This is a genomic window from Latilactobacillus sp. (assembly GCF_033176295.1).
GTDB classification, from domain to species: domain Bacteria; phylum Bacillota; class Bacilli; order Lactobacillales; family Lactobacillaceae; genus Latilactobacillus; species Latilactobacillus sakei.
In genome coordinates, this window is the sequence record NZ_JAMQEX010000009.1 from 67288 (window position 1) to 82782 (window position 15495).

Below are 15495 nucleotides of genomic sequence, written 5' to 3' on the forward strand. Positions count from 1 at the left end.
ATTAAATATCCCGTTATTCTTAGTATTTTCACTTAGATTGTCTTTTAAAGAATTAACTTCAATTTCGATATTAAAAAAGCTTCAAGAAGAGATAATCACAATGTGAATTATGTCTTCTTGAAGCTTTTTATTAAATTTTATTGCACGCCGTATTGAATATCATGCACAAATTGCGCACGGCTAACGCCCATTTGGGCTAAGTAGCCGTAGGGATCCACATGATCAACTTCACGATAAGCATATGAAATCCATTCATGCGTCTTAACACCATTACCACTTGCATCTAATTGCTTAGAAACACCTGCTTCATCAGCCAATAGTCTTAACAACCAGATATAAGCTTTGTAATCTTTTTGGAATTTAGCTTTATTGTTAGTTCTTGCTAATTCAACTTGTGCGAAGGCCTTGCTGTTACCTGTAGGACCACAACCCCAGCTCATTTCGCCAACAGGTGCTGTTTGAACGATTCGACCACCATCACCGACCCAATGTGTCACATAAGCACTTGTCCAGTTGTTTTGCATATAAGTGATTGCGTGTTCTAAAGCATCTGGATCTGTTTCTGAACCAACACTCCCAGATTCATGCGCTACGATAAATTGTCCTGAGGTTTCATTATGTGGCAAACCAGCGATATATCGTTGTTCAACATGAAAAGCGCGTTGTGCTGTATCGCTAGCCTTAACAAATTCATTACCACCAACTGCATACCAAACGGTTCCTGTTTTATCAGTCAACTTTTGTGAAACGTGCCATTCACTATTAACAGCCAACTTCTTAACTTTTTGACCTCTTGAGTTAATTGTTTCAGCACCTGATTTATTGATAATGACAACAGAATCGTTCATTGGTTCAGTCTTACTAAAGATATTTTCGCCTTCGATTAATACGTCAGCAGCTGCGATATATTGTTTATCCGCTACTTGATACCAATAATCACCAAAGATATCTTGTGCTTTCTTACTGATACTCCATCTTGTTAAGTTGGCTAAATTCCGAGAACTCTTACCATTAACGTCGATTAAGTCTGTTCCTTTAGTATTGATAACTGTCCCGATTGCTCTATAGTCAGCACTTGAAACAATTAACGGATCACCAACGCTGTAAACATCTTTTTTAGCAATGTATTGCTTGTCTGCCACTTGATACCAGATAGCACCACTACTGTCTTTAGCCGTTTGATGTGTTCGCCAGCCTGATTTAAAGCCTAATGTCCGACCAAATGTGCCATCAGTATTCATGATACGTGCACCATTGTGATTTTTAACTTGGATTACTTGGTTACTAATTGTTTTGGTGTCTGTTAGAACGTCAGCCTTTTTAAACTTAACTTCACTTGCTTTAAGGTAGTTTTCGTTCCCAACTTTATACCATTGGTCTCCAAAGATATCAACCGCAATAGCTGATACTTTCCAAGCCGAACCATTATTTAATTTTCTTAAAGCAGCTTTGTGAGAATTAATTAACTCACTCCCACCTACTTTATTAACCGTTGCAACCCCTCTTAGTGGTTGTTCACTCGTAAAGTAGGTTGTACCTTCAACATAGACATCTTTTGATGAAATAAATTGACCACCCGCGACTTGGTACCAAGCAACACCACTAGCATCATAGACAACGTAACTTGTCCGCCAAGCTGATTGATAAGGTAGTACACGGCCTTTTTGACCGTCACTATTGATGATCATGCTGCCTTTAGTATTCTTGATATAAATGACTGTCTTCGGAATTGTTTTGCCACCTGTAAAAACATTTTGAGCCATTGTAACGTCTTCTGCTTTTACGTAGCCATCAGTTGACACTCTATACCAAACATCCCCAAACACATCAATCATCTTATAAGAAATGTGCCAAGCTGTTTGATACTTAAGCGTTTGTGCAGTTTGGTCAAGGCTATTAGTGACAACTGTTCCCTTAGTATTCTTAACAGTTGCAACACCGTCATAAGCACTACCACTAACAAAGAACGTAGCGCCAGAAAGGTAACTATCCGTTCCCTTTACGTACTGATTATTTGCGACCTGATACCATGTTTCCCCTGTACTATCAACGGCTTTTTTAGAAACACGCCAAGCTGTTTTGAAATCTAGTGTCCGGGTATATTGACCAGTCGCATTATCTAAAATTTTAGTCCCTTGGTGATTCTTAATTGTAATCACACCATGAAAATCCGTCGCATTCGTTAATTTCAAACTAGCTGCTGTGGCTTTTTCAGCACTCACAGGCGCAGCTGATTCAGCTTTACTGCTGCTTTGATTGTTAGTTGTTTGTGGTTGTTCACTAGCAGAGGATTGTGGCGCTTTACTTTCTTGAACGCTAGCCACACTGCTACTTTGGCTACTCATTTGACTACTACTTGCAACATTAGGTGTAGCAACACTTGTATTTTGTGCTGTGCTTTCAGTTGCACTAGTAGTTTCAGCAAAGGCGGGTGTATTAATCAATATTTGTGACAATACCACTGAAGAGATTGTTAAATTCTTAAGTAATCGACTCTTTTTCAAAATTATTCTCCCAATTTCCAATCAATCATCCCATCATTATAATGCGATTTATCTTTAAATTTTAAAGTTACCGTTTGGTCGTTAGAACTTTTCTTAGAAACATGAATCGTTTGTTTAACCTTTACCCAGTCAGGTCCCTCTGAAACGATACTATAAGTCCCTTTATTAGTCATACCACTCGCTGATGAAACTTGTTTTAAAGTACCGTCATCGCGATATGTCATTTTAGTATCTTCACTTGCCCAAGTACCTACTAAAGAGTACTTAAACTTCTGATCAGATTCCTTGACACTGGTTTGCTTTTTACTACTTGTGCTAGACTTTGCCTTTTTAACAACACTTGTCTTAGTCTTATCCGATGTATCACGACTCTTATCGTGGCCGTTATTACACCCCGCTAAGACTAGTAAACAGATGCTACTTGTCATTGCATACACTATTTTTTTCACAGTATCCCCCCAGAAATATAATCATCCTTTACGATTTTAACACAAATAATTTGACAATTATATAAACCACCTTTACTTTTTCTTAAATAAATAATACGTAAAAGCATGCTCATCAAACTGACTATGTTGTGCTATTTTCCGATAATTTGACAGTACATTATCAGCAACACCCTGACGATAATCCTGGTTAATTGGTAATCTTAATACAACAAAATTAACTTTCTTTTGTGTAATTAGTCTATTCTGAGTATCCAATATTTCAGGTAACTGATCGTGTGGAATATTGTTAGTCATAAAGTACTTAGTCGTCGGTAAGACACCGCTCGCTCGGTAGAAGCCCATATCTAAATTTCGGTAATTCAATAACGTCTGATCATGACTCTTATTGATGATTTCAGCAAAATTTTGTTGTGCTGTTTGATAAACATTAGTTTTTTCACCGTTTTTATCAATATGAACGGTTTGATTGTTGGGGAATATCCTTGATTCATTAATATTTGTATTGCTGCCGATAACCATCATTAAGCCTAAACAGCCCAGAAATACACAAATAGGTAAAGGCAATTCTTCAATTTTATGACTGGCTACCTTAATAAGATAGATTAATGGCAATACCATAAAAGCCATTAGCGGCAACATCACATAGCCCAACCTTAGCCCCAGTAAAACAGTCACAACCATTGAAATATAAACTGTACAGTAAATAAATTTAATATATACATCTTCAAAAAGACCATTACTAACTAAGATAACGACCAAACCAATAATGAGCATACCGTATAACAACCAAGACTTATTGACTGTTTGCATGTAATAAACGACACTCGCAATCATTTTATGAACGATATCAACATGTTTCCCATCGTATAAATTCGTATTAGCATAGAAATAATTAAAATATAAATCATATAGTGCATTCTGCGATTTAAAGTAGAGTAAAACGATTGCTGAAATCCCGACACTCCCCAATAGAATCATTGACCAACTCTGCCACAATGCACGCCATTTCCGTTGCATTATCAAACTAATTGATAATGCTAAGAAGAATCCTAGATAACCACCAATTAACGTGTACTTAGCCCATAAAACGCACCCAAATAACATCCCACTCATTAAATAATCTAATTTACTTAATTCAAAATTCTGATGTGCCAATTTAACCAATAAATAAAAGAGATAGATTGTCGTAGGCATCATTAATTCTTCAACGCTCCCCCCCTTACTAAAGGTTGGCGACATAAATAAAAGACTTGGCACAATAATCACACTCAGTAATGCATGTGTCTTTTTCGAATAATACCGTGCAATCTTATAAATCAGCAATAATGAACAACAAAACAATACTGATTCAATCAAATAAACCCCAAAGTAAGATTTGGCAGTAATCAAATCTGCTAATAGATAGATTAGATATAAAACCGGCCCTTTTTGCTCAAAGAGATCTTTATATGGTATTAGTCCATGATGCCAGCCCTTACCGACCGTTAAAAAACAATTTAAATCCACCCAATCATTTTGATAATATAGCGGTGATGATTTTGTCACAAATAACATGACCAATAATGAATAGGCTAATATAAAAATAATCGGCCAGTTCTTCTTTACATAATGGCGCATTGTTTTCCCCACTCCCATAAAATAAAGGCCCTAGAATTTTTAACATCTACGGCCTTTATTGATTTTCGAAAAACTAATCACTTACTTTTTCGTGTAATCGATAATATTCAACTTTTTTCAGATTATCATAAGTCTTCTTATCTTTACCAGTTAAAGATTTAACATATTTATTGCCAACTTTATACTTATTTTCACCGATAACACTAATTTTGTTCTCAGTATTTTGTAAGTATTGCATGTATGAATCGCCTTTAAGGTCTGCTTGTTTAAAGAATTCTGGTAATAGGTACATTGGTGAGAAGTCCTTACCTTGCCCAACAAAATCATTCTTTAAGACTTTTTTAGCACCTTTATTGGCCCACATAACATACGGCGTTTGATAATAATTTTGATAACCCTGAGCAGTTCCCAAGTTTAAATCGATATTCAACATTTTATAAACACTATTTTGTTCCCCCAACCAAGGATTGTGATCCCCGTAGAACATAATAACGGTTGGTTTATCATTCTTAAATGAGTTCGTTAACTCTTCAATTGCTTCACTCGTCTTATTAATTCCTGCTAAATAATTGTTAATAATCGCATAATCAGCTTGATTATAGCCATCTTGCCATTTTAATAATGGTGTTCCGGTATATTTATTTGCATATGGCCCATGATTTTGATAGGTCACTGACAAGTTAAAGTAAGGTTTCTTACTCTTTTCTGAGAAGCTATGAATTGATTTGAAGAAGGTCTTGTCCGGTACAACAAATTGATTGTACTTATTATAGTAATTTTCCATATATTTAAAATCAGAAATACCTAAGACCGGATCAACATTTCTTCGATTGTAAAACCAACCATACATTGGATGTAGGGCTTGGGTTTGATAGCCTTGATTCTTGAAATACCAAGCAAACGAGTCTGTATTGTGGTTAAAGTTTTGCAATTTACTATAACCCGTAACCGTCTTTCTTTCGGTATCAATTGTCCCACCCGCAAAGATGTTCGTTACTAAATGTCCAGATATCGATTCTTTTTCAACATTCTTCAAACCTGCATAAACCGATGGATCGATTTCTAATTGTGGATACTTAGAAAAATCGTTATAGGCCTCCATCATTATCATAACAACGTTAACTTTCTTTTTATCAGGAATGTTCTGTGATTTATATTGATCTAATAATGCCTTTGCTTCTGCTTTATTATAGCCTTCTGGTTTAGATACGCCTGTGCTTTCAATACTGTGTGCAAAAGCGTACGGGAAACCACGTGTCATATACTGACTGGTAGCCTTCCAAATATTACCGTACTTAACATAGGCTGCCTTACCGTACGTATCTGGGTTAAATAGCTCACTTTTCCCCCACGTAAAGGTTAATAGCAGCACCAAAAATAAGCCAACTATTCTAAATTGGAATTTCATGACTGGTTTAAAGTAGTTTCGTAACATAATTAAAACCGCTATGAAGAGTAAAACCAGTACAACATGCTTCCAAGTTAATTGAATGGCATATTTTTGTGACATTTTAGAAGCTTCAGAAACAAGTTGTAAATCTGCAAATTGAACAGCATCATCTCTAAACATTAATTTATAATGATTAGCAATGCCTAAACCGACAAATATCAAGGCATTTAACCCTGTTCCTAACCAAATACGTCCCAATAAGAAATAGAGCGTTAATCCCATCAATATCGGTGCTAGACAATTTAACATCAACAGATGGCTATCCATCAAAACGTCCTTAACCATTGGGAAAGAGTACTTGTACCCCCCAACGATAACTGATGCCATCCCGATAAAGATACTAATACCAACGACTAACATCATTTGAACGAACCAATACAGTAGCATATTCGTCACTGTTTTAAATGCAATACCATTATTAAACACAACATATTTATTTTTAAATTTACCATTTTTGAAGATAAAAGATAAATCACCGAAATAAGTTTTTCCGGTTGAATCTTGCTTACTTACTGCTGACGTTGGTGTCCATTTTCCTTCTTGATCAACTGCTAAACCGTCTATTTTTACACGACCAGAGTCGATAACTTCTCTGGGAATGAACAGACTCATCAAGAACTCGGGAATTTGGCCAACAATTGCCTTCTGCCTACTATCACTCAATAAGATAAGATTTTTTACCTTAAATCGATTTTTAAAGCGATCTAACTCGTCTGATGTTATATGTACTTTATCTAAAAAACGCCAATAATTCTGAAAATAACGCTCTTTTTTCTGAATTCTAAGTACTAACAATAAGCTTAGATAGAAATGGTAGAAACCAACATACCATAATTTTCTAATATGTCGTCGAACCATAAATCTAGTGAAAGCTTTATCCAATGCTTTACTTTGAAAAACATTTTCCCATTAATAAATATCCATTCAAACTCTCTCCTTTACATACCTATTAATATTACATCTACAATATCTGATATACAATATGCAAACAAAAAAGGAAGACGACAGCAGATTTATTATCTACTGTCGTCTTCCTTTTTAGCAGCCTATCTTTCCAAATAAAATTCAAATCGTTCGCCCACGTATTGTGTGCGGACGTATTCAAATGGTGTGCCGTCGTTCAAGAAGGATACCTGGCGCAAGCGTAAGATTGAGCCGTTGCGCTTGATGTCCAAGTATTCGGCAATGCGTTCTGAGGCGGGTTGCGCTGAAACGGTTTGTTGCGCGCCACCCATTTGGTAGCCACCTTTTTCTTCCAGCGTCTTATAAAAAGAGCTAGTGATTTCAGCTTTACTGAAATCAGCGACTAATGATTGTGGCACTGTGGCCACTTCAAAACAAATGGGGACATTATCCGCGTAACGAATCCGTTCCATCCGCAGCACTTGTTCACCGTCTTTTAGTTGGAGCTTTTCAGCTTCACTTAATGATGGGTTAGCAATGTGAAAAGAAATCGTCTTGCTAGATGGCGTCTTGCCTTGGGCCGTCATTAAATCTGTAAAACTGGTTACCCCGGACATTTTTTCTTGGACTTTTCGGTTAGCGACGTAGGTCCCAGCACCAATCCGGCGTTCCAAAATGCCTTCATCAACCAGCGTTTGGACGGCTTGTCTAAGCGTCATTCGCGAGACTTCAAAGTTTAATGCGAGTTCACGTTCTGAAGGAATCCGATCCCCAATCGACCACTTGCCGGCTTCAATATCTTTTTTAAGTTGATTATGAATTTGAATATAAACAGGTGATTCCATGGGTCACACTCCTATTGATTAATGTTGGTAACCTTGGCCGAAGCTGTAAGTTGCCACTAAGTTTTGTTGTTGGTCTAAGATGTTTAAATCAGCATCGCGACCAACTTCTAATTTACCTTTTTGTGTTAGGCCGAATTCTTCAGCTTGGTTAACACTTGACATCATAACGGCTTCAAATTTATCACAGCCTGTAAAGGCTTGAATATTCTTAAAGGCATCGATGTAAGTTAAAACAGAACCAGCTAGTGTGCCGTCTTCTAAACGTGCTTGTTTGTCTTTAACAATTACTTTTTGGCCGCCTAATTCACTTTCGCCTTCAGCAATTCCTTTGGCACGCATTGAGTCAGTTACTAAATCAATACGTTCAGCACCTTTTTGTTCATATGCTAATTTAATCATATCTGGCACGATATGGAAACCGTCTGCGATCAATTCAGCATACATATTATCTTCTAACATTGCGTGACCTGTGACACCAGGTTCGCGGTGCTTGAATTCACGTTGCGCATTGTATAAATGCGTAACGTGCGTTGCTTTACTTTCGATCATTTGTTCACGGGTGGCATTACTATGACCAACAGAAGGCACAATGTTATGTGCTAAACAATAGTCTTCGAAGGCTTTTGAACCAGGATCTTCTGGTGCGTAAGTAATTAAACGAACGCGATTGCCTGATAATTTGTTCCATTCGTCTAATAAGTCAACGTCTGGATCTTTGATAAATTGTTCAGGTTGGGCACCCTTAAAGATTGGGGCGATAAATGGGCCTTCTAGATGGACACCTTGGATTAATGGGTTCTTTTCAGCAGCGTCTTTAACACCACGCATGGCATTGGCAATATTTTCGTTTGATTGTGTCATTGTTGTTGCAAATAAAGTTGTGACACCTTCGTTTTGCATCATCTTAGTTGCCATTTCGTCGATTTGGTTAGCATCGCCATCCATTGCATCGAAACCGTAACCACCATGACAGTGAACGTCGATGAAGCCAGGAATGATAGTTTGACCCTTCATATCTTGGATTTCTTCGCCAGCTTGTGCTTTATAGTCAAACATTGGGCCGACAGCTAAAATTTGTTTGTCAAAACGAATATAGCCGTCTTCAATAACGTCATCACCAGTATAGATTACTGCGTGTTTTAAAACTTTGATTGTCATTATCCATCCACCTCTATTATTAAATTACTTCTAGTATAAATGGTATAGACCAAAAATGCAAGGCACTCGGCGTGATCTTTGAACCGTTTTCTTAAAAATTTGGTATACTGTCCTTATCAACTACTGTGAGGAGTTTTAAGCATGCTAAATATTGGGGTTATCGGTTTAGGGAACATCGCGCAAAAAGCTTATTTGCCAGTGATGGCACAATTACAAGATCAAGTTAACTGGGTTTTATGTTCCCGCCAACCCGCAAAACTGGCACAACTGCAGGACCAATATCGCTTTAGCAATGGCTGTCTCTCTTTTGAAGATCTCTTGGCCAAATCCTTGGACGCCGTTTTTATCCATACACCTACTAACACTCATTATACACTTGTTAAGCAAGCACTTTCACATGGATTACATGTTTTTGTCGATAAACCACTCAGCGAGAATCCACTGGAAGTCGCCGAACTCTATAAATTAGCGGCACAACAAGGCCTATTATTAACCGTGGGTTTCAACCGTCGTTTTGTGCCGCAATTACAAAAATTAAAAAGCATCCCTAATAAGCAACTGATTAACGTCACTAAAACGCGTGTCGATACACGGCAACCAGCCGCTTTTGCGATTTACGATTTAATGATCCACACCATTGATACGGCCCTTTATTTAGCCAATGATGTTGGTTTGAACGATAACGTGCAACCCTATTGTAAACAGGATGCCAACCACCAACTGCAAGTCGCCCAACTAACCATTGAAACGGCCAGCCAACTCATTACCGCAACATTAAATATGCAAGGTGGCACTAACCAAGAAATCGCTAGCCTTCAAAGTCCGCACGGCTTATTCTCCGTTGATAATCTGACGCAATATACCGCCAAAACGGCAACGGATAATCGGCAACAACAACCCGCAGACTGGGAACCAACATTAGTCAGCCGCGGTTTTGAGCCAATGATCAAAGCCTTTATTGCGGCACTGCAAACAAACGGTGAAAATCCCGTCTCACCTGCCAGCAGCTTATTAACACATCAGTTGTGCCACACGATGTGCAGACAAGCGCAACGTTGTTAAAAATAGGCCAGAACATGGCGTAAAAAAGAGGTCGCAACAAAAATTACTTTTGTTGCGACCTCTTTTTATACTTAAACGTGCTTTTCAAAACTGGCCCCTGTACCTTGCTATGCATCGTAAACAATCGACTACGTCGGTTTATTCACGATACACTGCAATTGCTCAAATAACCGTCAATGACGCACGCTATTTGAAATGTGCTTCCCCGAACTGCCTTTTCCGGTTAACTACAAAATGAGCAGTATGGCTAAAACCTGCCATACTGCTCATTTTTAGGTTAATCCTCAAAGTCAAATCGTTCGAGTCCGCACGCTATTTTTGGCTTTCCAAGTCTTTTTCAATTGTTGCGTCGATGCCTTTAACCACTGCTGACATTAAACCTGCTTCTTCCATTGCTAACAAGCCTGCAACGGTTGTGCCACCTGGTGATGATACTTTGTCGATTAAGTCCCATGGTGAATCGTCACTCAGCAGAACATTTTGGGCGCTCCCTAAAACAGCTTGGGCTGCGATTTCAGTTGCTGCTTTCTTGGTTAAACCGTGTTTAACACCAGCCCGTGCCATTGAATCGATGAATAAGTAAACGAAAGCTGGTGAACTGCCAGCAAGTGCGCTGAAAGTTGTGAAGTCTTTTTCACCAATTTCAACAACGCCACCTAATTGTGACAAGACGTCCTTCACGCTGTTCAATTGATCAGCGCTCACTTGTTCATTACCGACAACGGCTGTGATACCAGCGCGGTTAGCAACGTTGACGTTGGGCATAATCCGCAAAATAGGCAGATTATCCGCGTCCACTTGTTGGCTTAATTTAGCCAATGAAAGACCGGCTGCCATTGAAGCCATTAATGGTTGCTTTTCTTTAAAAGCAGCGCCTGTTTCTTCTAGAATAAGTGGCACAATATATGGTTTAACCGCCAAGAAGACAATATCAGCTTGTTCGACTACCGCGATGTTATCTGCCACTGGTGTAATGTGTTGTTCAGCCGCAAATGCTTCATAATTTGCCGGATGAGCCCCGTGGACCAAAATATCCGTTGTTGCGATCTGATCGGCTTTAACTAAGCCTTTAATCATTGCTTGTGCCATATTACCGACACCAATAAAACCAATTTTCATTCTGCCACCCCTTTTTGTATTGAACCAAGAATACCGAAAGAAAGTGTTGAAGTCAATTAGCACCTTATCTATCCTAAAAAAGCGTCCGGCAAAATTGACTTTTGTCGGACGCTTTCTCATTTAAAATCGTGCTAAAGTTTTGGCTGATGCCTGCGACGTTTTAACCAATTCGCCCACAACCACTGTTCGCTCGTAAGTCTGACCGTTGACTATCTCGCCATCAGGATCACAGGTGTACAAAGTTACTAGGCGTTTTTGACGGACATCATCCAAAATGGCTACTTGGTTGGCCTTAACCGTTTTGCGACGGATGACACGATAGGTATAAACCTGCATCGTATCGGTCAAATAAATCGCGGCGCCCACTTTCGTTTGACTAAGTGGTGAAAACAAAACATTTTCCTGGGCAATATCGTGACTACTCAAAACATAGTTCCGCTTGCCCATTGTCTGTCCCTGTTTATTGGTAACCGCCGCCTTTAGCATATTATCGTACCCGTTGGTTTGACCAATGCCTTTGATAATCGGCAATTTAATGCCCATTGAAGGAATTGCCAACTTACCAACTGTAATCCCCCGCGTATCTTCATCCCAATAAGTTGGTTGCGGCGCGTTATCGTCTGCCACTTTTTTAGTCTGGACCGGTCGCACTTTGACGGTTCGTGCGCGGGCGATATTTTGCGTCAACTGATCATGCCGATACTTTTGGACGCCCATTAAGCCTAGAAAAAGACAAAGTGATGCTATAAAAAGCCAACGAACCCATTTCACTGCAGGGGGCTTTTATTGTCCTTTTATCTAAAAAAACTTATCGACGAATTACTAACATTTGATGCTGACGAGGCAAACGAAATCAGTGAATTACTATTATTACTTGTTAGACGAATGAAATAAATAACAAAAAAGCTGGTGAAAATTAATTCATCGGCCTTTTTTGTTACCTATTATCTTCTCTCAAAACCACTCTTTAAATTAATACTCTCCCTTGGCTATACATGGGCCCATGAAGTTTATAAGGCACACGACGGACTATTAGTCGGATTTCCTTTAACCTCTTCAGATTCGAGTTCTGGGGCTTACCTGAAGCGCGATTAAATCATCTTTTTTACCTTAAAACTCAGAACTGCTATCAATAATCCGCGCACGCTTATTCTATAAATGAATAAAGCGTGTTTTTTTAGTCACAAAAAAACGCACCGACAATTGTCGGTGCGCTTACCTAATATATTATTGGGCTAGCTGGATTCGAACCAGCGCATGACAGGATCAAAACCTGTTGCCTTACCGCTTGGCCATAGCCCAATCAAGTGGAGGAGAGTGGATTCGAACCACCGAACCCGAAGGAGCGGATTTACAGTCCGCCGCGTTTAGCCACTTCGCTACTCCTCCATATGTCTGTCTCATCTCATCGATTCAACTATATTAGTTTACAAAATTTCCAGACAAAAATCAACCCTAAAATGCAAAAAAAACCTCGATTATTGTATAAATAACCAAGATTTCTTTTAATTAATTTAGTCAACGCCTTCCATTAACTTATGAATTGGTTTCACGAAGAAAATTAAGACGATCCCGAAGATCGCACTAACGATCCCGATGCCTAAGAAGTATTTAATTTCAGTTTGTGGTGAGTATAAACGAACTAACTGTGCGTTGACCGCTTGACCAGCAGCATCAGCTAAGAACCACATACTCATCATTTGTGATCTAAATGCTTTTGGTGCTAATTTGGTTGTAATCGAAAGGCCGATTGGTGAGATTAACATTTCAGCAATTTCAACAATTAACCATGAACCGATTAACCAGAATGGACTAACACGAACAGCTGTCCCGTGTAATAATCCAGGAAGGGCCATAAACATGTATGATAATCCAGCGAAGATCAAACCAACGGCGAATTTACCAGGTGCTGATGGTTGTTTCTTCCATGTGCTCCATAACCAAACAAATAATGGTGTTAAAAGCATGATGAACAATGGATTTAATGATTGGAAGTTAGAAGCAGCAAGCTTCCAGCCACCAATATGCAAGATTGTCCGATCTTCAGCAAACAATGCCAAGACAACTGAACCTGATTCTTCAATACCCCAGAAAACAGCGGCAGCGATGAAGAGTGGAATATAAGCTAAAACGCGTGAACGTTCTTTTTTAGTAATTTTCTTGCTTGAAAGCATGTTGTAGAAGTAAATAATTGGTAATGCAATTGCGACGATTGAGATGATTAAAACAATATTATCAATGTTTAAATTATTTGTTAATTGTAAAGCTGTAATACCAAGTGCAATAACGACTAAGCCGATAACCACTTTAATGATAATCCCTCTTAGTTCGTCAGATGCGATTGGATCATTTGGCTTAGAATTTTCTTTACTAAATTGTGAACGGCCACGGTAGTATTGGATAAGACCGAAGAACATCCCAACTGCGGCTAATGAAAAGCCTAAATGGAAGTTAACTTGTTGTCCGATTGTACCAACAACCCAAGGTGCTACGAATGACCCTAAGTTAATCCCGAAGACGAACATACTGAAACCAGCATCTCGACGACGATCATCTTGACTGTATAGGCCACCGACCATTTCAGAAACGTTTGGTTTCAATAACCCAGTTCCGGCAACAATCAAGCCGATTGAAATAAATAAAGCAGTTGCGCCCATCGGTACCGCTAATACAATATGGCCCAACATAATGAAGAACCCACCGATGAAGACGGTCTTAAAGCTACCCCAGATTCGATCACTCAACCAACCACCAACAACACTGGCTAAGTAAACCATCGAACCATAGATCGCCATCACTGACATTGCGGTTGCCTTGTCAAAACCAAGACCACCCTTATCTAAAGCAAAATACATATAGAATAGTAAAATTGCACGCATCCCGTAATAACTGAATCGTTCCCACATTTCTGTGAAGAATAATGTCGATAGGCCGTGCGGTTGGCCAAAGAATGTCTTTTCATGTTTCTCTTCCATTGTAATACCCCACTTTAAAACTTTATTATTTTTGAAACTAGGAATTGACAGCTGTTAAGATAGGGACTTCAATGGTTGAAATCGGCACTATACAAGAACTCTCTTATCATTCGCTTAGAATCTATAAATGACATTATAATCTTATTTTAATGTTAAAGCAATTCTTTTTTTTATTTTTATGCACTTTACGATCAATTTTCAAATCATTTTTCACTTATTTCCTCTAGAAATTTAATGATTAATATTAGCCACTTTCAGCTATTTTCAGACACCATTTTCTCAGCAAATAAAGGCGCATTAATGTTAAATTATTGCATTCATTATTATTACGATGACTATAGTCTGATTTAAGTATCAAACACACCTCCAACCTTTGTAGTACAATGATTAGATAGAAAGTAGGTCGAACATTATGGCGCAACTCAAATTAGTGACACTTAAGAAATTATTAGCGGATCGGTGGCTTAATTATTATGAAGCAACTTATCAAAATTCTAAACAAGAAGAGATTAATTATCATTTTGTCAGTCGTGAAGCCAATCTAACAACTGACAACCTTAAACATCCTGTGACGGCTTCTGCGGTCACCATGTTTTGCCTTAATCGTGATCATAGTCAAGTCTTATTACTACGTCAATTCAGGCTCCCTCTCAACGACTATGTCTATGGTAATTCAGCTGGTTTAATTGAACCTGGTGAAACAGTCGAACAAGCCATTGAACGTGAACTCGTCGAAGAAACAGGCTATCAAGGTGTTCATATTGATCAAATCTTTAATCCTAGCTATTCTACGCCGGGCATTACAGATGGCGCCATCACTTTAGCCATCTGTACAATTGATCAAATCCCTTCTCAAAATACGGCTTTAGAATCCGCTGAAGAATTGACTAGCATTTGGGTTGATAAAAAACAAGCTGCTGAAATATTAGCAAGCGGTAAGATATCAGGCCGAACACAACTGCTATTATGGCAATGGGTTAATAATCGCTTAAACTAAAATAAGACATTGTTTCCATTTGGAAGCAACGTCTCATTTTTTATCCTATTAAGCGGTAATAAAAAAGCACTGTTAGTCTTAACGACTGACAATGCTTAACAAGAATCACATGCATAACACTTAGTGCCGGCTGCAGGAGTCGAACCTGTGACCCTCGGTTTACGATACCGATGCTCTACCAACTGAGCTAAGCCGGCATAAAGATGACCCGTACGGGATTTGAACCCATGATACCGCCGTGAAAGGGCGGTGTCTTAACCACTTGACCAACGGGCCGAAAATAAAAAACGATTGAAGGGTCTCAACCGCTCATTTTATTACTCCGGTTGTCAGGCTCGAACTGACGACATCATGATTAACAGTCATGCGCTCTACCAACTGAGCTAAACCGGAATCAAGCGTGGCAACGTCCTATC

At 38.7% G+C, this 15495-nt stretch carries 11 protein-coding genes and 5 tRNA genes; 2 read left to right on the forward strand and 14 right to left on the reverse strand.

All coding sequences use genetic code 11. The features are described from left to right. Positions 1-137: 137 nt before the first annotated feature. The 6 genes from NDN60_RS05985 to nagA all read right to left on the reverse strand — a co-directional run bounded on the left by NDN60_RS05985 (position 138) and on the right by nagA (position 8926). Positions 138-2504 (reverse strand): peptidoglycan recognition protein family protein, encoded by a 2367-nt coding sequence (locus NDN60_RS05985; protein ID WP_099947740.1) that lies wholly within the window; start codon positions 2502-2504, stop codon positions 138-140. A 2-nt stretch (positions 2505-2506) separates the two neighbouring features. Continuing rightward, the gene (locus NDN60_RS05990) at positions 2507-2953 is read right to left on the reverse strand and encodes a hypothetical protein (protein WP_143455234.1); all 447 of its coding nucleotides are present in this window, start codon (positions 2951-2953) and stop codon (positions 2507-2509) included. A 72-nt stretch (positions 2954-3025) separates the two neighbouring features. Next, the gene (locus NDN60_RS05995; protein WP_011375278.1) at positions 3026-4570 is read right to left on the reverse strand and encodes an ArnT family glycosyltransferase; all 1545 of its coding nucleotides are present in this window, start codon (positions 4568-4570) and stop codon (positions 3026-3028) included. Between the two features lie 73 nt (positions 4571-4643). Further along, the gene (locus NDN60_RS06000; RefSeq protein ID WP_011375279.1) at positions 4644-6683 is read right to left on the reverse strand and encodes an LTA synthase family protein; all 2040 of its coding nucleotides are present in this window, start codon (positions 6681-6683) and stop codon (positions 4644-4646) included. A gap of 383 nt (positions 6684-7066) precedes the next feature. Then, positions 7067-7768, reverse strand: coding sequence for a GntR family transcriptional regulator (locus tag NDN60_RS06005; RefSeq protein ID WP_099947741.1), 702 nt, complete (start codon positions 7766-7768; stop codon positions 7067-7069). An 18-nt stretch (positions 7769-7786) separates the two neighbouring features. Further along, the gene (gene nagA, locus NDN60_RS06010) at positions 7787-8926 is read right to left on the reverse strand and encodes an N-acetylglucosamine-6-phosphate deacetylase (RefSeq protein WP_011375281.1); all 1140 of its coding nucleotides are present in this window, start codon (positions 8924-8926) and stop codon (positions 7787-7789) included. A gap of 141 nt (positions 8927-9067) precedes the next feature. On the opposite strand from nagA, the gene NDN60_RS06015 reads away from it, so the two are divergent. Further along, positions 9068-9988, forward strand: coding sequence for a Gfo/Idh/MocA family protein (locus tag NDN60_RS06015; RefSeq protein ID WP_099947742.1), 921 nt, complete (start codon positions 9068-9070; stop codon positions 9986-9988). Between the two features lie 312 nt (positions 9989-10300). On the opposite strand, the gene proC is transcribed toward NDN60_RS06015, so the two are convergent. From proC to NDN60_RS06040, 5 genes are all read right to left on the reverse strand, one after another. Next, a complete protein-coding gene (gene proC, locus NDN60_RS06020; protein WP_099947743.1) occupies positions 10301-11107 on the reverse strand; it encodes a pyrroline-5-carboxylate reductase in 807 nt (268 codons plus the stop codon). A gap of 120 nt (positions 11108-11227) precedes the next feature. Then, a complete protein-coding gene (locus NDN60_RS06025) occupies positions 11228-11824 on the reverse strand; it encodes a class A sortase (protein WP_076632277.1) in 597 nt (198 codons plus the stop codon). 513 nt (positions 11825-12337) lie between these two features. After that, positions 12338-12409: transfer RNA gene (locus tag NDN60_RS06030), tRNA-Gln, on the reverse strand. A gap of 6 nt (positions 12410-12415) precedes the next feature. After that, positions 12416-12496, reverse strand: a tRNA-Tyr gene (locus NDN60_RS06035). A gap of 125 nt (positions 12497-12621) precedes the next feature. Next, positions 12622-14082 (reverse strand): peptide MFS transporter, encoded by a 1461-nt coding sequence (locus tag NDN60_RS06040; RefSeq protein WP_099947471.1) that lies wholly within the window; start codon positions 14080-14082, stop codon positions 12622-12624. A gap of 412 nt (positions 14083-14494) precedes the next feature. Between NDN60_RS06040 and NDN60_RS06045 the strand changes: the two genes are divergently transcribed. Then, complete coding sequence (locus tag NDN60_RS06045; protein WP_011375286.1) at positions 14495-15079, forward strand: NUDIX hydrolase; 585 nt, start codon at positions 14495-14497, stop codon at positions 15077-15079. A 124-nt stretch (positions 15080-15203) separates the two neighbouring features. Here the strand turns inward: NDN60_RS06045 and NDN60_RS06050 are convergent. The 3 genes from NDN60_RS06050 to NDN60_RS06060 form a co-directional block, all read right to left on the reverse strand. After that, positions 15204-15276: transfer RNA gene (locus NDN60_RS06050), tRNA-Thr, on the reverse strand. A gap of 7 nt (positions 15277-15283) precedes the next feature. Further along, positions 15284-15355, reverse strand: a tRNA-Glu gene (locus NDN60_RS06055). A gap of 44 nt (positions 15356-15399) precedes the next feature. After that, positions 15400-15472: transfer RNA gene (locus NDN60_RS06060), tRNA-Asn, on the reverse strand. Between the last annotated feature and the right edge of the window lie 23 nt (positions 15473-15495).